The organism is Nocardia aegles (assembly GCF_052545135.1).
Genome location: NZ_JBQWRI010000010.1, coordinates 34,210 through 51,630, shown reverse-complemented (window position 1 = coordinate 51,630; position 17,421 = coordinate 34,210). Strand labels below are relative to the sequence as shown.

Genomic DNA, 17,421 nt, shown 5'->3' with positions numbered 1-17,421 from the left:
TCGAAGCGGGCACTTCTGCTGCCACACGCTATAGCATCGATGCTATGGGTTGGGGTATTGTGGAGTTGGAACCGGAGGTACGCGATTGGGTGGAAAGGCTCCCCTCGGTAGCATTCGCCCGGGTGGCGTTCTATATCGAGTTGCTCGAGGACAAGGGACCGCTACTCGGCGAGCCGTATACCCGGCAGCTGGACGGTAAGCTGCGGGAACTGCGGTTCTATTTGGACAGTTTCGCGGTCCGGCTCACCTACTGGATTGCGCCCGGGCGTCGGATCGTGATGCTGACCGTATTCGTCAAGACGAGGATGCGGGAGCATGCCGAGGTCGAGCGAGCGCGGCGAGCGCTCGACCGCTGCATCGCGGAGCGGCATACGGCCGAGGAGGATGAGATCAATGGCTGAGCGTGGTGATTGGGCGGAAATCAGGAACCGCCGGATGAAGGAGCCCGGCGCCGCGGAAGCTTATGAGGCGGCTCGGTTGGCCTATGAACTGGGGCGGACAATTCGGCGGATGCGCGAGGAACGAGGCTGGAGTCAGACCGGACTGGCCGACGCCGCAGGTATGACCCAGTCCGCGGTCGCCAGGTTCGAGGCGGGTGGGACGGTGCCCAGCCTTCCTGTGCTGGAGCGGCTGGCCCATGCGCTCGACGCCGAGTTGGTGGTGCAGGTGCGGCCGCGGGTGGCGTAGCGGAATTCCGGGTCAGTCGCCGAGGGCGGTCGGCCGGTAGTAGCGCCCGTGGTAGTACAGCAGCGGTGCGGCGGACGGCTTCTCGTCGGTGTTGTCGTGGACCCGGGTGACCAATCCGACGACGAGGGTGTGGTCACCGATGGGGATCAGTTGGTGCACGGTGGCGCGCAGCCAGATGGGCGTGCCGTGCAGGACCGGTTCGCCGGTGTCGAGGGTGGTCCACAGGGATCGGTCGGTGAAACGTTCCTCCGCGGTCCGCGAGAACCGGTGGGCCAGGTGCTGCTGGTGTTCGCCGAGGAAGTGGATGACGACGGACTCGGCGTCCAGTAGGCCGGACAGGCTGGAGGAGGTGTGCGCGATGTTGAACGACACCAGCGGCGGGTCCAGCGACAGCGAGGCGAAGGACGTCGCGGTGAAGCCGACCGGCCCCTGCGGTGAATGCAGCGTGACGACGGTGACGCCGGCCGGATAGTGGCGCATGGACGCGCGATACTGCTCTGCGGTGATGCCGTTGCGATCAGTCGGAACCGGTAGTTCCGTCGCGGGCTGTGGTGCGTCGGTCACATCACGAAACTACGCCCGGTCTTTCCGCCCATGGCGGGGGCGTTTCATCGCACGACGATGAACGCGATCCGCTCGCCGGACTCGGCGGCTGTGCATCGAACTCGCGCTCGGTGGTGTCCGGCACGTTCGCGCGACGTCAGTCGACGTCGATCGGAAGGCCCGCGGTGATCCGCAGCAGCTCCCGGAACGACGTGCGGAAGATGGTGTTCGGATGCCCGCCCGCGGCCCATATCTCCCGATGGTGCGCCAGCGCGTTGTCCACCCAGGTGGGCAGGTTGGTCGGGTGGCCGACCGGCGCGACACCGCCGATGGGCTGACCGGTCACCTCGCACACCATGTCGGCGGGGGCGCTGGTCAGCGTCCCTTCCAGCCGCGCGCCGGTCTTCGCCAGGTCCACCTGGTGCGCCCCGGAGACCAGCAGCAACACTGGGTCGTCGTCCAGCAGGAACACGAGTGACTTCGTGATCGCCCCTACGTCGACGCCGAGTACCCGCGCGGCGTCGACGGCGGTATGGATCGGCTCCGGCCGAGCGACGATGAGACCGTGATGGCCCCGGGAAATGAGGGTGTCCGCGACCCGGCAGGCGACCGGTGGCAATGACGACCTGCGCATCCCACCAGGGTAGAGCGATTGCGGACTGGACGCCGGGGAAGTCGCGCAGCGGCTCAGTATTCCGGGTAACCCTCGGCCGGGCCGAGCATCCCGGCTATCCGCGTACGGGTGATCCGCGCGAGTTCGGTCACGTCGCGCGCCGAGATGGGCTCGTGCGCAACCCCTTCGAAGGCGCGGTCGACGTCGCGCTGCGACAGCGCGAGCAATTCGACGTCGGCCTTGCTCAGCAAGGCGTCCCGATCGGGATAGGGGCGGGCGTCGGCGAGTGTCGCCGCCCACGTCACGTTGCAGCAGCACTCGTACAGCGCGTGCACCGCGCGGCCGCGGGGCATTTCGTTGAAGCGGTCCAGACCGATCCCGCGATGCATCAGCACGATGTCCTCCGAAGCCGGTGAATGTGAGGTTTGCTGACCTGCTCATGATCCACTGTTCTGCCAACCGGGAACCAGTAGACCATTCCGATTTTGCACAGCTTTTACACGCTGCGAGGTTTTCCTCCGAGTCCCCATCGCCAGGGTCGGGCACGGGCGCCGCTGTGTCTCGATACGCTGTACAAATGACAGATTGGCAGGCTTTCACCGTCGAAACCAAGGATCATGTCGCGCAGGTGACGTTGATCGGCCCCGGCAAGGGCAACGCGATGGGTCCCGACTTCTGGCGTGAGCTGCCGGAAGTGTTCCAGGCACTGGACGCCGATTCCCAGGTGCGCGCCGTCGTGCTCACCGGCTCCGGTGAGCACTTCTCCTACGGCCTGGACCTGCCCGCGATGAGCGGCATGTTCGGCCCGTTGCTGGCCGATCGCGCGCAGGCCGCCCCGCGCACCGGCTTCCTCATCGACGTGCGCAAGATGCAGGCGGCGGTCACGGCCGTGGCGGACTGTCGCAAGCCGGTGATCGCGGCCGTGTCCGGCTGGTGCATCGGAGGCGGGCTCGATCTCATCGCGGCGGCCGACATCCGATACGCCAGCGCGGAGGCGAAGTTCAGTCTGCGGGAGGCGAAAGTCGCGATCGTCGCCGACATCGGCTCGCTGCAACGGCTTCCCGGCATCATCGGGGAGGGCCACCTGCGCGAACTCGCCTACACCGCCAAGGACATCGACGCCGCGCGCGCGGAGAAGATCGGCCTGGTCAACGACGTCTTCCCGGACCGAGAGGCGGCGCTGGACGCGGCGCACGCCACCGCGCGCGAGATCGCCGCGAACCCGCCGCTGGTGGTGCAGGGCGTCAAAGACGTACTGGATCAGCGGCGCACGGACGAGATCGCCGCGGGCCTGCGCTACGTCTCCGCGTGGAATGCCGCGTTTCTGCCGTCGGAGGACCTCACCGAGGCGGTCAGGGCCGTCTTCGAGAAGCGGCCTCCGGAATTCCGCGGACAGTGACACCCGGCGGCGCGCTCGCACCCGGCCGAGTGCGTCACCCGCGGAACCCAAGGGTGGGTATCGAGGGTGGGTAAGGTGATTCGCCTCAGGGTTGCATCGCCCTCACCCTAGGGGTGGCTGTGCGGGGCTCCGATCGCCCATATCGTTTGAGGCGTCAGAAATTTCCTCTCGCATTCAGGAGCAAGAACAATGCGTATCAAGTCTTTCTTCGCCGCTGGTCTGCTGGCCACCGCTGCCGTCGCCGGGGTGTCGACGGCCGCTTCGGCCTCGGCCGCACCGGTTTACCAGGAGGTCGCCTACGGCGGCACCTACGTCGGCACCTACGCCACGCTGAGCGCGTGCCGGGCCGACGGCGAGTCGCCGAGCACCGGCGGCTACTACTGGGAGTGCTTCGAGACCTGGGACGGCTACGACCTGTACATCTACTACTGAGCCACCTGTCACTGAGAAGGGGCATCCGGATTCCGGGTGTCCCTTTTCGCCTTTCGTGACCCCGGACCGCGAAGCGGGGAGTCCGTGCCTGTCGGACTCCCCGCTTTCGTTGTGCCCGAAGGGTTTCAGTGCCCGCCCTGGTCCTTCAGCCGCTGGATGGACGCCGCCACCTCGGCCTCGGCCTCGGCCCGTCCGACCCACTCCGAGCCCTTGACGAACTTGCCGGGCTCCAAATCCTTGTAGCGCTCGAAGAAGTGCTTGATCGCGGCCAACTCGAACTCCGGGACGTCCTTCAGATCCTGGATGTGGTCCCAGCGCGGATCGCCCGCGGGCACGCACAGGATCTTGTCGTCGCCGCCCGCCTCGTCGGTCATCTTGTACATGGCGACCGGCCTGGCCTCCACGATCACGCCGGGAAACACCGAATCGGGCAGCAGGACCAGCGCGTCCAGCGGGTCACCGTCCTCGCCGAGGGTGTTGTCGATGTAGCCGTAATCGGCGGGATAGACCATGGACGTGTACAGGAACCGGTCGAGCCGGACCCGGCCGGTCTCGTGATCGACCTCGTACTTGTTTCGGGAACCCTTGGGGATCTCGATCGTGACGTCGAACTCCACGCCATCTCCTTCTGCATCGGTGCCGAGTTGTGCGACTCGGCTTGTTTTCGGCGACTGCCGACTCGGCCGCTGCGGAGTGCGCCGACTCGCCAGGTTGTTCAGGGGAACGGTTGCGCAACGAGGATAGTGTGGTCGTCGGGGACATGGGTGCGGCAGGCGGCTGCTGCGGGAATCGGTCAGGAGAGCGGCGGCGACGTGTTTGGTGGCAACGAGAACATCGGTGGGCTGGCTGCCCGGCGGCGCCGCAACAGATGGCTGCTGATCTCGACGGTACTGGTCGTGTCGGTCGTCGCCGCCGCAGTGGCGCTGCTGGCGGTGCGGCCGTGGACCGAGGAGTTCCGGCACGGTGGTCTCACCATCGCCGCCCCGCCCGCGCCGGTCCGGCCGTCCGCGCAGGTCGGCCCGGCCCGGTCCACCAATTCCGCGCCGAGTCCCGCCGGGGTCGCCGCCGCGCTGGCGCCGGTGATCGCCAATCCGGACCTCGGCGCGTTCGCGGGCCAGGTGACCGACGCCGACAGCGGGACGGTGCTGTGGAGCGGCGACGCGAACCGGCCGATGATCCCCTCCTCCACCGCGAAGATCCTCACCACCGCGGCCGCCCTGCTCACGCTGCCCGCCGAGCACCGGGTGACCACGAAGGTGGTCGCGGGTGCGGCGCCGAACGAACTGGTGCTGGTCGGCGGCGGCGATCCGACGCTCACCGCGCAGCCGGACGGCAAGGGGTACTACCCGAACGGACCGCGCCTGTCCGATCTGGTCACCCAGATCAAGTCCGCGGGCCGCGCGGTGGACACCATCGTCGTCGATCTGTCCGCCTACACCGGCCCGGCCATGGCGCAAGGCTGGGACCCGGTCGACATCCCCGAGGGTTCCATCGCCCCGATCGAGCCGGTGATGATCGACGGCGGCCGGTTACAGCCGCTGGTCGAGTACTCGCCGCGCACCGCGACGCCCGCGCTGGACGCGGGACGGCGGCTGGCCACCGAACTGGGGCTCGACCCGGCGCGGGTCCGGGCGGGCGCCGCCCCTGCGGGCGCGGCCGAGGTCGCCTCGGTGCGCTCGGCGCCGCTGCGCGACCGGCTACGCGACATGATGGTCTACTCCGACAACGTGCTCGCCGAGGCGATCGGACGGGAGATCGCGACGGCCACCGGCGGCGAGGCCTCGTTCACCGGCGGGGTCACCGCGGTGCGCACGGCCCTGAGCAAGGCCGGTTTCGATCTGTCCGGCCTGGATATGCACGACAGCAGCGGGCTTTCGGTGGACGACCGGATTCCCGCGCGATTGCTCGACCGGGTGGTGGCGACCGCGGCCGCTCCCACCGCCGCCACGGCGGTGCAACCGGCGGGAACCACAGCGAAGCCCCAGAACGACCGGGTAGCGGCCACCTTGGCGCCGATGCTCGACGACCTGCCGGTCGCGGGCGCCACGGGCTCGCTGACCAGCCGCTACGTCACCCGGGATCGTCAGGCCGCGGGCTGGGTGCGAGCCAAGACCGGAACTCTGTCGGTCTCCAGCGCGTTGGTCGGATATGTGCTGGACGCCGATGGGCGGGTGCTGACCTTCGCTCTGATGTCGAATGATCGACCGCCGGAGGTCAGCAGGCCCGCGTTGGACGCGATCGCAGGCACGCTGCGAAATTGTGGATGCTCGTGACGGGTGGTTGATCATGACCCAGCAAGGTTCCGAGGCAGCCGAATTCGGCTCCGCAGACCCGGTCGAGCGGCGAAAGCTCCGCTCCGGCCTGTCCGGTGTGGTCGATTGGCGCCTGGCCGCGCGGACCGGCTCCGCTCTGGTGCCCGCGGGTCCGCGCACGTCGCGCTATTCGGCCGAGCAGGTGGTCGCCGAGCTCGCCGATGCCTCCATGCGGGCCGAGGCGCCGGTGCGCGAGGTCAGCGAATTGCTGGACGACCGGGCGGTCCCGGCGGCCAGGATCGTCGACCGGCCGGGGTGGATTTCGGCCGCCGCCGACTCGATGGCCCAGCTCACCGGGGCCGGCGAGGCGCCGGCCGACCGTAAGCTCCTCGCGGGCAAACCCGCCGGGGTGCAGGCAGGCGCCATGCTCGCCTTCCTGTCCACCGCGATCCTCGGTCAATACGACCCGTTCACGGGAGCGGATGGCACGTTACTGCTGGTCGCGCCGAACATCGTGGCGGTCGAGCGGGCGCTCGGGGTGTCGCCGAGCGATTTCCGGCTGTGGGTGTGCCTGCACGAGGTGACCCACCGGGTGCAGTTCGCCTCCGCGCCGTGGCTCGGCGAATACATGCGCGCGAACGTCGAGATCCTCGGCGAGGCCGGTGACGAGCCGATGAGCGACATGCTGTCGCGGCTGGTCGAAGAGCTGCGCGACCGCCGTCGCGGAACCGCCTCCGACGATCCGGCCGCACGCGGCGTGGTCGGCCTGCTGCGTGCCACCCAGGCGCCGCCGCAGCGTGCGGCGCTGGACCGGCTGCTGATGCTCGGCACGCTGCTGGAGGGGCACGCCGATCATGTCATGGACGCGGTCGGCCCCGCGGTCGTCCCGTCGGTCGAGCAGATCCGCACCGCGTTCGACCAGCGGCGCAGGCGTCCGACCAACCCGGTGCAGCGCCTGCTGCGTGCCCTGCTCGGCGTGGACGCGAAGGTCGCGCAGTACGTGCGCGGTAAGAAGTTCGTCGATGAGGTGATCGACACCGTCGGGATGGCGCGGTTCAACACGGTGTGGACCGAAGCCGACATGCTGCCGCGCACCGACGAGATCGAGCGTCCGCAACGCTGGATCGAGCGAGTGCTGGCCTGAGCGGGCCCGCCGATTGCGGCTCGGCGCGACTCGCCGAGCGCGATCGGCCGGTAGGCTGCGCCCATGGGGCGTGCGCCAGGAACGACACCCGGGCGCTTCGGGCCGGAGAGCGGGACATCCGGATCCGGGCGGCCGTCCGCCGCCCGGCGTTTGCCCGAGACCGCTGCCGTGCTCGCCGTCCGCAGGGCGGTGCGGGATTGGCTGAGCAGGTTCGGGCCGCACGAGTCCGAGGAGCGGGCGGTCGCGGTGGCGTTGTCCGGCGGCGCGGACTCGCTGGCCCTCACCGCGGCGGCGGTGGCCGAGACCAGCGCGGTCGATGCCCTGGTGGTCGATCATCGCCTGCAACCGGGTTCCGGCGCCGTCGCCGCCGAGGCCGCGGCACAGGCGCTCGCCCTCGGTTGCCGGTCGGCGCGGGTGCTCGCGGTCGAAGTCGGCACCGAGGGAGGTGTGGAAGCCGCCGCGCGCCGGGCGCGCTACGCCGCGCTGGACTCCGCGCGCCAGGGCCTTCCGGTGCTGCTCGGGCACACCCTCGACGACCAGGCGGAAACGGTGCTGCTCGGGCTCGCGCGTGGCTCGGGCGGCCGCTCGATCCAAGGGATGTCCGCCTGCGCCGAGCCGTGGGGGCGGCCGTTGCTCGGCGTGCGCCGGGAAACCACCAGGCGGGTATGCGCCGATCTGGGCGTGACGCCGCACGACGACCCGCACAACACGGCGCCGGAGTTCACCAGGGTCCGGCTGCGCACCGAGGCGTTGCCGCTGTTGGAGCAGATCCTCGGCGGTGGAGTGGCCCCGGCGCTGGCGCGTACGGCCGAGCAACTGCGGGAGGACGGGGCGGTTCTGGACGCGCTCGCCGCCGAGCTGCGGCACACCGCCAGTGATGGGCAGACGCTGGTGATCGAGACGCTCGCCACTGCGCCGGCGGCTCTGCGTAAACGGGCAATTCGGGCGTGGCTGCTAGAGTTCGGTGCGAAAGCCCTGACCACCAAGCATTTACAGGCAGTCGACGAACTGGTTACGGCTTGGCGCGGGCAGGGCGGCGTCGCGGTCGGTGGCGGACGGCCGGGCAGCAGGTTGGTCGCCGGGCGCGAACATGGCAGGCTGACACTGCGGCTGGGTGAGGATGGCATCGGACCGATGACGCAGACCGAACCGGCCGAACGGGCTCATCACCATGGAAGGGAACCCAGCTGACGTGTACGGGGATGACATCGCGTCTGTGCTGATCACGGCGGAACAGATCGCCGCCAAGACCCAGGAGTTGGCCGAACTCATCGCCAAGCGATATCCCCCCGACGCTCCCGAGGGCGATCTGCTGCTGGTGGGCGTGCTGAAGGGCGCGATCTTCTTCATGACCGATCTGGCCAAGGCCCTGCCGATCCCGACCCAGATGGAGTTCATGGCCGTCTCGTCCTACGGGTCGTCGACCTCGTCCTCGGGCGTGGTGCGCATCATGAAGGACCTGGACAAGGACATCGCGGGCCGCAACGTGCTGATCGTCGAGGACATCATCGACTCCGGGCTCACGTTGTCGTGGCTCAAGCGCAATCTATCCACTCGCAACCCGGCTTCGCTCGAGGTGGTCACCCTGCTACGCAAGCCCGACGCGCTACGCACGCCCGTGGAGGTCGCGCACGTCGGCTTCGACATCCCCAACGAATTCGTCGTCGGTTACGGCCTCGACTACGCGGAGCGCTACCGCGACCTGCCCTACATCGGCACCCTCAACCCCAAGGTCTACGGCGGCTGACACGTCAGCCGGGCAAGATGCCGAAAATCGTTGCCGGTGCACCGGAACCGCCGCGATAGAGCGGTCCGCCCGCCAGCACCCACGCCCCGGTCGCGGGCAGCGCGGCCAGGTTCGCCAAGCATTCCAAGCTGATCCGGTGCTCGCCGTAGAGCAGCTTCGACACCGCGTAGGTCTCGTCGGTGCCCACGTCGGGGCCGAATGTGTCGATGCCCAGCGCGCCACGGCGACCGAGCCTGCCGCTGCGCAGCAGCCATTCCACCGTCTGCACCCCGAAACCCGGTTGCCTGCCCGCTGATTCGCCCGTGCCGACGAACTCCGGCGTGCCCCACTTGGCGTCCCACCCGGTCCAGGCGACGACCGCCGCGCCGTCCGGGATCCGGCCGTGGTCGGCCTCCCACCGCTTCAGATCGTCGACCGTGACCGCGTAGTCACGATCGTTCGCGCAGCGTTGCCGCAGATCGATCTTCACCGCGGGCAGCAGCAGATCGTCGAGGTCGAGTTCGTCGGCGGCGAGCCCGTCGGCGCGGAAATGAATCGGCGCGCCCCAATGGGTTCCGGTGTGTTCGCCCTGCTGGATATAGCGCAGGAGGTAGCCGTCGTGCGCGATCGTCGCGACGATGTCGGTGCGGAATTCCGGATCGCCCGGGTACAGCGGCGTGGTGACCGGGTCGTGGACGTGCGACAGGTTCACCAGCCGCCCCGGCGGGCGCGGTGCGGTCATCGCGTCCGCTGGGGAATCGCCCTGGCCAGAGCGAGCAGATCCGCTTCCAGGAGCCGGAACAGTCGATAGGTCAGCACGAATGCCAGGATGCCACCCACGCTGAGCACGCGCACCGGAACGATCACCAGCTCCAGGTCGGCGGCCTCGACGAAGGTCGCGCTCGCCACGCCCAGCAGCGGAACCGACGCGGCCACACCGAGGTAGAAACTGCCGCGCTTGGCCAGCGCGCGGAGCTGGCGTTCGTCGTCGGGGCCGATGCCGCCGCGCACCAAGAGCTGTGGATAGATCGCGCGCACCGAGTAGACCATGATCGGAAAGAACGGATAGGCCAGCGCGATCGCCGCGCACACCACCTGCGCGGCGAAGAAGTGCAAGAAGGTGCCGCGCGGCAGGTCGACACCGGAGAAGGCCAGCCCCAGCGGCCAGATGACGCCGGCGACCAGCCAGAAGCCAAAGGGTATCCACACCGCCCAGTCGCCCATCAGCAAGGTGTCGCGGCGCGCTTTCGCGAGCGTGTGCGCGGAGTACCCGTCGCCACGGCCGAGGCGGTAGGAGATGGCGAGCGGCCGCCGGGTCATGAACAACAGCAGCAGCGCGGCGACCGGGAACGTGATGAGGTTGTTGATCAATCCGACCGCGGTGAACTTCTCCTGGTCGGCGGTCGACATCCGGTCGATGATCAGGGTCTGGTTCAGCTGAATGTTGTAGAAGCTGGCCAGCACGTTCGGCACGCCGACGCACAGCGCCGCGACCGGCAGCAGCCACCCCCGGGCACGGTGTGCGAGGCTGCCGGGTGGGGGATCGACCAGGTCGCGAGCGCGGGTATCGAGGCACAGATCGAGTTGTCCCGCGAGTTCGGCGCCGCCGCGCCAGCGCCGCTGCGGGTCCTCGTGCAGGCAGTCCAGCAGCACGCGGCGCAGCGCGGCCGGGGTGTCTTCCGGCAGGCGCGCGAGCGCGGCGTCCGAGACGCCGCCGCGGCGCACCGCGCGCATCCGCGCGTACGTCTCGGTGTCCGGACCGTCCCCGTCCAGTGGCGGATCGTCGAAGGGGGTGGCGCCCGTGAGCATTTCCCACAGCAGCACGCCGAGGGAGTAGACGTCGCTGGCGTCGCCCGGGGCGGGGGCGTCGGGATCGATGTAGCTGGTCAGCTGCTCCGGTGAACGGTAGACCAGTGCGTCGGTCGCACCGGGACCGTGCGGCGCGCGGCGGCCCGCCACCTCACCCAGGGTGAAGTCGGCGAGCTTCGGGATGCCCTCTGCGGTGAACAGCACGTTCGCCGGTTTGATGTCGTGGTGCAGCACGCCGTGGTGTGCGGCGTAGTCCAGCGCGTCGGCCAGCCGCCTGCCCACCCACGCCACGGTCTCCGGCCAGTTCAGCCGCGCGATCTCGGCGCGCACGCTGGAGTCCGACGGCCGGATCTCGCCCTTGGCCTCCATGGCGGCGTCCACCGCGCGCAGCAGCAGAGCCCCGCCGTCGGTCACGGGGCCGCGACGGCGTTGCGCGAGCAGGCCGACAGCCGTGCCGCCGGGGAGGTATTGCATGTAGACCAGACGCGGGACGGCGGCCGTCCCGGATTCCGGTGCGTGAGGCGGCCGAGCGGGCGCGGACGCGGTGTCATCCGGCGGGGCCGCGATGGTCGCGTCCGGATCGGTCGATCGCTCGGTCACCGCGTCCGGATAAGCCAGAACCGCGGCGCTGTCCCGCGGTTCGGCCGATCGTCCGGATTCGGGGTTCGGAGCGCGGCGTGGGCGGAGCGGAGCGGACACGTCGGGCTCGCTGACCACGGTCTCGTCGTCGATGTGTTCCGGTGCGGCGGTCGCCTCGTCCGCGGGCGGGTGGGTGACGGCTGGCGGGTGTCTTTCGGCGCCGTCCGGTTCGAGAACGGTGTCGTCGTCGCTTGGGTGGCCGGCCGTCCGGGGTGGCGGTGCCGCGATGGTGTCGTCGTCGCCGGAGCGGCTCGTCGGGCTGGGTGGAGCGGCCGTGGCGGTGGCGTCGAGGTCGAACCGCTCGGCTGCTGTGGTGTCGAGATCTGGGAGCGGCGCGGCGATGGTGGCGTTCGCCGCGGTGTGGCGGCCGTTCGCGGGGGGACCGGCGACGGTCAGCGGCTGTGCGGCGTCGGCGCCGAGTACTCGCTGGTCGAAGACCCGCACGATGTGGGCGTGATCGAGCTGGGCCATCGTGTGCGCCGCGCCCGCCCGGCCCGCCGAGAACCGGACGGCGACCAGCCGTTGCATCGACCGCTGCCTGGCCAGGAAGACCCGGCCGAGCAGACCGGCGCCCAAGTCGGTGAGCAGGTCGAAGTCATCGATCCGCAGGCCCGGCGCGAGGTCGGCGAGCGCGGCGAGGGCTGCGCTGGACCCGGCGTCCGAGTCGGTGGCGTCGGCGGCGAAATCGGCGAGATGTTCGCGGACCGCGCCGGCGCGGTCGGGATACTCGGCGAGAAAGTCCTCCAGCGGCAGCGGTCCACTTCGGCGGCGCGCCAGGAATTCCTCGCACAGAAGATCGACCAGCTCCGGGCTGGTCTCCACATCGGGGAATTCCTCGCGATAGTCGGCCACCCGCTTGCCGAGCCCTTCCCGCTGCCAGCGCCGCCGCAGATCCACCCGGATCAGATCGACGAGTACGCCCAAGCGGACCTGCGTGCCGTCTGGCACATAGTCACCGATCTGCGGCGGTAACCGATCACTGTGAAGACTGCGCTGCCAGTCGGCGGAGAACCGGGCGACGGCATCGGTGCGGGGCAAGCTCACGTGCTGGTCTCCAGGGCGGTCGTCGGGGTCGCTCGGGCGGTTCGGCCCTCGGCGGTATCCGATTCGGCGGAATCCGGATCGACCACCCGCTCCAGCGCCCGCAGATCCGCTTCCAGCGCACGGAAGAGCAGATAGGTGCCGACGAACGCGATTATGCCGCCCACGCACAGCAGCCGGACCGCGACGATGACCAACGGGATATCGGACGGAGGCAGGAAGGTCACACCGGTGACCGCGAGCAACGGCACCGAAGCCGCCACCGCGAGGTAGCCGTTGCAGCGCCGATCAAGGCCACGCAGCCACACCGCGTCCTCGGGACTGATGTCCCCGTGCCGGAGGAACAGGGGGTAGACGCACCGCACCATGTAGAACGTCAGCAGGAAGAAGGGGTAGGCGACCGCGATGGCGCCGCACACCACCAGCGACGAGAAGAAGTGCACCACGGCGCGGGCCGGTATATCTCCGGTGGAAACCTGTAGCGCGATCGGGAAAATCAGTCCCGCCAGCACCCACAGTGAGAATGCCACGGCCACGGCTCGGTCGCCCATCAGCAGCGCGTCGCGTCTGGCACGCCGCAGGGTTCCGGGGTCGTACCGCCGCCCTTTTCGCAGGCCGCGTGGCACGGTCAGCACGTATCGCGCCAGGTACAACACCAGCGCGATGCCGAGCGGGAAGAAGATCGCATTGACGACGCCGGTGATGATGAGGAAGGTCTGCTGGGCTTCCTCGGGCATCCTGCTGATGATCAGTTGTTCGTTGTGCTGGATGTTGTACAGCGAGGCGAGCACGTTCGGCAGCGCCATCGCCACCAGCGCTACCGGCACGATGTACGGGCGCAGCCGCCGCCGCCAGCTGTTCGGCGCTGGGTCGACCAACTCCCGCGCCCGCGCGTCCAGGCACATCTCCAGCTGCCTGGCGAGGATGGCGCCGCTGGACCAGCGGTCCGCGCGCTCGGGAGCCAGACACTTCAGCAGGATGCGGCACAACGCGGCGGGACAGTCGGCCGGAACGCGCGCCAGCGCGGCTTCGTCCACGCCTGTGCTGCGCCGCTCCAGCATGGCCTCCAGCGTGGTGTCGTCGCCCTGGTCGCCCGCGTTCGCCGTCCGGTCGTCGAACGGCTTCACGCCGGTGAGCAGTTCCCACAGCACCACGCCGAGCGAATAGATGTCGGCGCGGGTGTCCAGTTCGGCGGCGCTGCGGTCGAAGCCGGGATGGCAGGCCTCCAGCTGCTCCGGCGACATGTAGGCCAGCGACCCGCCGAAGTAGGCCACCGGGCTGGTGCCCTCCACGTTGCGGCTGAAGCTGATGTTGAAGTCCGCCAGTTTCGGGACGCCCTCGGCGGTGAGCAGGACGTTGGCGGGTTTGACGTCGCGGTGCAACACGCCGTGCGAGGAGGCGTAGTCCAGTGCTTCGGCCAGTCTGCGGCCGAGCCAGGCCACGGTCTCCGGCCAGCTCAGTGTCGCGAGTTCCGCGCGCACGCTGGAGTCGGTCGGCCGGATTTCGCCCTTCTCCTCCATGGCCGCGTCCACGGCGTCCAGCAGGAGCCGGCCGCTGCGCTCGGCGGGCGGGGTCGCGCGGACCCAGCGCAGCACGCCGAGCAGCGTGCCTCCGGGGAGGAACTGCATGTACAGCAGTCGCAGGCGGCGTGCGGCGCCCTCGTTGTCGTCGAGCAACCGCTGGTCGAACACTCGCACGATGTAGTCGTGGTCGAGCTGGGCCAGCGTCTGCGGCTCGGTGCCGTGGTCGCTGGAGATCTTCACCGCGACCAGTCGTTGCAGCGAACGCTGCCGTGCGAGGAACACCCGGGCGAACGCACCGCTGCCCAGACCGGTCAGCAGATCGAAGTCATCGATCCGCTGACCGATCTCGATCCGGTCGAGCGGGTTGGCCCCGCCCGGCCCGGTCCCGATCGTCGTGGGTACGGCGGTGGCCGTACCCGTCAGATCGGCGGCGGTCGTTCTGGTCACCTCGAAATCACGAACAGACCCAGCGGTCTGGTTCAATGCGGTGTCGTCGAGAACGGAGTCGCCGTGCGCGACGACGGTCAGGGGGGAATCCTGCGAGGTCGCGCGGCGGGTGCTCTGGTCGATCTCGTCGGCGTTCAACAACTCGCGCAGTTCCTGGGCCTGTCGCGGATATTCGCGCAGGCATTCGCGCGGATCGACCCGCTCGCCGCTCTGGCGGCGGATGACGAACTCCTCGTACACCAGGCCGGCCGGAATATCGTCGGAAGCGAGTTCGGGAAATTCCGCGCAGTAATCGGCCAAGCGCATGCGCGCGGCCGGTTCCGGCGCGGCGCCGGTGTCCTTACCGCGGCGAAGCAGCCAGCGATGACGCAAGTCGACGCGGATCAGCTCCAGTAATGCCGCACGCCGCAGGGTGCTGGCATCGGGCAGATATTCGGCGATCGCCGGTGGGCGCCGGGTGGATTCCCACGCCGCGGAGAACGCCGCCACCGCCTCGGATTCGGCACGCGACAGGTCGCCACTCCTCGGCCGGGTGGAAATACCCGTGTCGGGGTCGAACCTTCTCTCGGAGTTCGCACTCATGCTCGGACCTAGTGGCTCGGCGGACGTCGCGGAATCCGCACCGGTCGTTGTCAGATGTGCCGAAAATTTCCGCCACACCCGACTCCATCATCCCCCGCGCCGTATTCGAAATGATAACTTGCGGCTCGACAGTGGATCACCCGATTTCGACAACGACGCGACGGGGGATGACCAGCACATGTCCGACGAGGCCGCAATCATGGCGGATGGCTCGATTTCAGCGGGAAATGCCGCCGACCAAACCATCATTCCGAACGGGAAGACCGGCGAATCGATGCTCGCCCGATCGCCGGGAGCTTCCGACGCGCGGCCGGACCGCGCCGCGGAAGCCGAGTCCGCACTCGAACGCGGCCCGGCCGCGACGATCGCGGCGTGCGTGCGAGACGGCCTGCTTCATCCCGGCCAGGTGGCCGCGGATGCCGGCACGCGAATCACGGCGTCCGACCGGAAATGCGACGCTTTCAGCGTGCTGCGCGCCGAACAGGCGACGGCCGAGTCGGTCGGCTTGCTGGAACGCGACGACCTCGACGTGCTGCCCCTGGCCGGTGTGCCGGTCGTGGTCGAGCACGGCGTTCCGATCGCGGGCGAGCCGATGCCGTGGGGCCCGGTCGCCGCCACGGATCATCCGGTGGTGGCCCGGCTGCGCGCCGCGGGCGCCGTGGTCGTCGGCCTTGTCGCGTCCCCCGAGCTGAGTCGATGGGCGACGACCGGTGGCGCCGCGCGTGTCGTCCGCAATCCGTGGAATCCGGTGCGCAACGCGGGAAGCGCGGCCGGCGCCGCGGTCGCGGCCGGGCTGGTTCCGGTGGCGCACGGCTGCGACGGCCTGGGGGCGGTGCGGGTCGCGGCCGCGTGCTGTGGAGTCTTCGGGATCAAGCCGGGGCAGCACATGGTCCCCGGTGCGGGACCGTGGTCGAGCCTGGTCGAACATGGTGTCCTGGCGACATGTGTGGACGACGCCGCGCTGGCGTTGTCGGTCCTGGCGGCGCGGCCGGACCTAGCCGAGGTGGATCCACCCGGCCGACTACGCATCGGACTGGCCGTGGATCCACCTTCCCGCCTGCTGCGCGTCGACCGGCACTGGACGGCCGCGGCCCGCAGAGCGGCCTCGGCGGCCGCGGCGGCAGGCCATTCGGTGGAACCGACCGCGCTACCGTACGGAAACGCACTGCTCGCGGCCTCGCTACGCTGGCTGGCCCTGGGTGCCCGCGACGCCTCGGCGCTACCCGAGCCCGGCCGGCTATCGGCCAGAGCCCGGCACCGCCTGGCGCTGGGCCGGACGGTGTATCGGTTACGGCTGGCGCGTCCCGCCCAGATCGACCGGGTGGAGGCGCGACTACTGGAGTTCTTCGAGCGTTACGACGTGGTGATCACTCCCACTCTGGCCGCTCCGCCGCCGACGGCGCGGGCCTGGCATTTCCACAATCGGCCGGCCACTCTGTTCACCAGCGCGCGGTTCGCCCCCTTCACTCCGCTGTGGAATCTGGTCGGCTGGCCCGCCGCCTCGATTCCGATGGGCATCGACCGGCTGTCGGGTACGCCGGTGGCCGCTCAGCTCGCGGGACCTCCCGGCAGCGAATCCACCTTGCTACGACTGGCCGCGCAATTGGAGACCCGCCGTCCGTGGCAGCGCACCGCCACCGAGGCCCCGCCGGGCCGGTTCAGACGCTGACCGGCGACTGCTGCGCGGCGAACCCGCCCTCGACAGCGCGTCCGGCGAACTCCAGGATGGTCGGCCGGTTGTCGTCGGCCCGCCAGGCTACGGCGAGTTCGCAGGGCGCGAGCCCCGACACCGGGCGCGCGGTCAACCCGGGCCAGCGATACATCGGCACGTTGTTCTCGGCGAGCAGGCACACGCCCAGGCCGAGGCTCACCGCTTCCAGCTTGTCCTCGGCGGTCGCGGCTTCGGCGCCGATCTTGGGCGGACGTCCGCCGCGTCCGTCGTTGCCGAGCCAGAAATCGCGCACCGCACCGGCCTCGGTGGGCAGCGCGACGAACGGTTCGTCGAGCAGATCGGCGAATTCGATGGTCTCCGAAATCGCCAGCGGGTGGGTCTCCGGAAGCAGCACCCAGCGCGGCTCGGTGCGCAGCACCTGCCACCGGTAGCGGCTCTGGTCCGGCAGCGGCAGCCAGACCAGCGCGAGATCGGCCTGCCGCCCCGCGAGCCCGCTGGAGGGATCGGTCCAGGAGGCCGCGTGCAGGGCGAGACGATGTCCGCTCGCGCTCTCCAGATCGCTGAGCAGACCGCGTCCGAGGGTGGATTGGATGCCGACGCGCAGCACCTCGCCCGCCTCTTGCAGCGAGATGTGGGTGACTTCCCACAGCTCCAGGATCTTGCGGGCACCTTCGAGTAGTTCCTTGCCCGCGACGGTCAGCGCGACACTGCGCTGGTTGCGGTCGAACAGGACCACGTCGAGCTGACGTTCCAGCTGACGGATCTGACGCGACAGGGTGGGTTGAGCGATGTGCAGCCGCTGAGCGGCGTTGGTGAAATGCAGTTCCTCAGCGACGGCGACGAAATACCGCAGGTCGCGCAAATGCGGGTCCATAGCCCCTTGCTATCAGAATCAGTCCGGAATTTCCAGCC

Annotated in this window: 17 protein-coding genes; 9 read left to right on the top strand and 8 right to left on the bottom strand. The window is 69.6% G+C overall.

The features are described 5' to 3' along the window. The first annotated feature begins 44 nt into the window (after positions 1–44). Positions 45–401, top strand: a complete 357-nt coding sequence (locus ACT89H_RS24135) for a type II toxin-antitoxin system RelE/ParE family toxin (protein ID WP_445110933.1) — start codon at positions 45–47, stop codon at positions 399–401. Continuing rightward, positions 316–687: a helix-turn-helix domain-containing protein gene (locus tag ACT89H_RS24130; RefSeq protein ID WP_445110932.1), complete on the top strand. Its 372-nt coding sequence runs from the start codon at positions 316–318 to the stop codon at positions 685–687. The genes ACT89H_RS24135 and ACT89H_RS24130 overlap by 86 nt, the downstream gene beginning before the upstream one ends. A 12-nt stretch (positions 688–699) precedes the next feature. Here ACT89H_RS24130 and ACT89H_RS24125 read toward each other — a convergent pair whose 3' ends face one another. The 3 genes from ACT89H_RS24125 to ACT89H_RS24115 form a co-directional block, all read right to left on the bottom strand. Further along, positions 700–1,167 carry a flavin reductase family protein gene (locus tag ACT89H_RS24125; RefSeq protein WP_445111049.1) on the bottom strand — a complete coding sequence of 156 codons (468 nt, stop codon included), beginning with the start codon at positions 1,165–1,167 and terminating at the stop codon, positions 700–702. A gap of 220 nt (positions 1,168–1,387) precedes the next feature. Continuing rightward, positions 1,388–1,864: a YbaK/EbsC family protein gene (locus ACT89H_RS24120; RefSeq protein ID WP_445110931.1), complete on the bottom strand. Its 477-nt coding sequence runs from the start codon at positions 1,862–1,864 to the stop codon at positions 1,388–1,390. Positions 1,865–1,917: 53 nt separating this feature from the next. Further along, on the bottom strand, positions 1,918–2,232 hold the full coding sequence (locus ACT89H_RS24115) for a 2-oxo-4-hydroxy-4-carboxy-5-ureidoimidazoline decarboxylase (protein WP_445111048.1): 315 nt from the start codon (positions 2,230–2,232) through the stop codon (positions 1,918–1,920). A gap of 188 nt (positions 2,233–2,420) precedes the next feature. Between ACT89H_RS24115 and ACT89H_RS24110 the strand changes: the two genes are divergently transcribed. After that, a complete protein-coding gene (locus tag ACT89H_RS24110) occupies positions 2,421–3,242 on the top strand; it encodes a crotonase/enoyl-CoA hydratase family protein (protein ID WP_445110930.1) in 822 nt (273 codons plus the stop codon). Positions 3,243–3,431: 189 nt separating this feature from the next. Continuing rightward, on the top strand, positions 3,432–3,674 hold the full coding sequence (locus ACT89H_RS24105) for a hypothetical protein (protein WP_445110929.1): 243 nt from the start codon (positions 3,432–3,434) through the stop codon (positions 3,672–3,674). A 125-nt stretch (positions 3,675–3,799) separates the two neighbouring features. On the opposite strand, the gene ACT89H_RS24100 is transcribed toward ACT89H_RS24105, so the two are convergent. After that, positions 3,800–4,291 (bottom strand): inorganic diphosphatase, encoded by a 492-nt coding sequence (locus ACT89H_RS24100; RefSeq protein ID WP_445110928.1) that lies wholly within the window; start codon positions 4,289–4,291, stop codon positions 3,800–3,802. A 216-nt stretch (positions 4,292–4,507) separates the two neighbouring features. Here ACT89H_RS24100 and dacB point away from each other — a divergent pair, with 216 nt between their 5' ends. The 4 genes from dacB to hpt all read left to right on the top strand — a co-directional run bounded on the left by dacB (position 4,508) and on the right by hpt (position 8,817). After that, positions 4,508–5,947: a D-alanyl-D-alanine carboxypeptidase/D-alanyl-D-alanine endopeptidase gene (gene dacB, locus ACT89H_RS24095; RefSeq protein WP_445111047.1), complete on the top strand. Its 1,440-nt coding sequence runs from the start codon at positions 4,508–4,510 to the stop codon at positions 5,945–5,947. 13 nt (positions 5,948–5,960) lie between these two features. Further along, positions 5,961–7,070 (top strand): zinc-dependent metalloprotease, encoded by a 1,110-nt coding sequence (locus tag ACT89H_RS24090; RefSeq protein WP_445110927.1) that lies wholly within the window; start codon positions 5,961–5,963, stop codon positions 7,068–7,070. A gap of 63 nt (positions 7,071–7,133) precedes the next feature. Then, on the top strand, positions 7,134–8,261 hold the full coding sequence (gene tilS / locus ACT89H_RS24085) for a tRNA lysidine(34) synthetase TilS (RefSeq protein WP_445110926.1): 1,128 nt from the start codon (positions 7,134–7,136) through the stop codon (positions 8,259–8,261). A gap of 1 nt (position 8,262) precedes the next feature. Next, the gene (hpt, locus tag ACT89H_RS24080) at positions 8,263–8,817 is read left to right on the top strand and encodes a hypoxanthine phosphoribosyltransferase (RefSeq protein WP_039794624.1); all 555 of its coding nucleotides are present in this window, start codon (positions 8,263–8,265) and stop codon (positions 8,815–8,817) included. A gap of 4 nt (positions 8,818–8,821) precedes the next feature. Here the strand turns inward: hpt and ACT89H_RS24075 are convergent, their stop codons facing one another. The 3 genes from ACT89H_RS24075 to ACT89H_RS24065 are packed head-to-tail and all read right to left on the bottom strand — an operon-like array spanning position 8,822 to position 14,837. After that, positions 8,822–9,538 carry a cyclase family protein gene (locus ACT89H_RS24075; protein WP_445110925.1) on the bottom strand — a complete coding sequence of 239 codons (717 nt, stop codon included), beginning with the start codon at positions 9,536–9,538 and terminating at the stop codon, positions 8,822–8,824. Further along, positions 9,535–12,288 (bottom strand): protein kinase domain-containing protein, encoded by a 2,754-nt coding sequence (locus tag ACT89H_RS24070; protein WP_445110924.1) that lies wholly within the window; start codon positions 12,286–12,288, stop codon positions 9,535–9,537. The genes ACT89H_RS24075 and ACT89H_RS24070 overlap by 4 nt, the downstream gene beginning before the upstream one ends. Further along, a complete protein-coding gene (locus tag ACT89H_RS24065; RefSeq protein ID WP_445110923.1) occupies positions 12,285–14,837 on the bottom strand; it encodes a serine/threonine-protein kinase in 2,553 nt (850 codons plus the stop codon). Before ACT89H_RS24065 ends, ACT89H_RS24070 begins: the two co-directional genes overlap by 4 nt. Before the next feature lie 178 nt (positions 14,838–15,015). Here ACT89H_RS24065 and ACT89H_RS24060 point away from each other — a divergent pair, with 178 nt between their 5' ends. Beyond that, positions 15,016–16,506 (top strand): amidase, encoded by a 1,491-nt coding sequence (locus tag ACT89H_RS24060; protein ID WP_445110922.1) that lies wholly within the window; start codon positions 15,016–15,018, stop codon positions 16,504–16,506. Here ACT89H_RS24060 and ACT89H_RS24055 read toward each other — a convergent pair. Further along, entirely contained in the window at positions 16,496–17,383 is an 888-nt protein-coding gene (locus ACT89H_RS24055; RefSeq protein WP_445110921.1) for a LysR family transcriptional regulator, read from the bottom strand. The two genes, ACT89H_RS24060 and ACT89H_RS24055, sit on opposite strands and share 11 nt — an antisense overlap. Positions 17,384–17,421 lie beyond the last annotated feature (38 nt).

Bases quoted from the DNA above. Each gene is read 5' to 3' on its own strand.
- ACT89H_RS24135 (WP_445110933.1), top strand. From the start codon at position 45: ATGGGTTGGGGTATTGTGGAGTTGGAACCGGAGGTACGCGATTGGGTG.
- ACT89H_RS24130 (WP_445110932.1), top strand. From the start codon at position 316: ATGCCGAGGTCGAGCGAGCGCGGCGAGCGCTCGACCGCTGCATCGCGG.
- ACT89H_RS24125 (WP_445111049.1), bottom strand. From the start codon at position 1,167: ATGCGCCACTATCCGGCCGGCGTCACCGTCGTCACGCTGCATTCACCG.
- ACT89H_RS24120 (WP_445110931.1), bottom strand. From the start codon at position 1,864: ATGCGCAGGTCGTCATTGCCACCGGTCGCCTGCCGGGTCGCGGACACC.
- ACT89H_RS24115 (WP_445111048.1), bottom strand. From the start codon at position 2,232: ATGCATCGCGGGATCGGTCTGGACCGCTTCAACGAAATGCCCCGCGGC.
- ACT89H_RS24110 (WP_445110930.1), top strand. From the start codon at position 2,421: ATGACAGATTGGCAGGCTTTCACCGTCGAAACCAAGGATCATGTCGCG.
- ACT89H_RS24105 (WP_445110929.1), top strand. From the start codon at position 3,432: ATGCGTATCAAGTCTTTCTTCGCCGCTGGTCTGCTGGCCACCGCTGCC.
- ACT89H_RS24090 (WP_445110927.1), top strand. From the start codon at position 5,961: ATGACCCAGCAAGGTTCCGAGGCAGCCGAATTCGGCTCCGCAGACCCG.
- tilS (WP_445110926.1), top strand. From the start codon at position 7,134: ATGGGGCGTGCGCCAGGAACGACACCCGGGCGCTTCGGGCCGGAGAGC.
- ACT89H_RS24075 (WP_445110925.1), bottom strand. From the start codon at position 9,538: ATGACCGCACCGCGCCCGCCGGGGCGGCTGGTGAACCTGTCGCACGTC.
- ACT89H_RS24065 (WP_445110923.1), bottom strand. From the start codon at position 14,837: ATGAGTGCGAACTCCGAGAGAAGGTTCGACCCCGACACGGGTATTTCC.
- ACT89H_RS24060 (WP_445110922.1), top strand. From the start codon at position 15,016: ATGTCCGACGAGGCCGCAATCATGGCGGATGGCTCGATTTCAGCGGGA.
- ACT89H_RS24055 (WP_445110921.1), bottom strand. From the start codon at position 17,383: ATGGACCCGCATTTGCGCGACCTGCGGTATTTCGTCGCCGTCGCTGAG.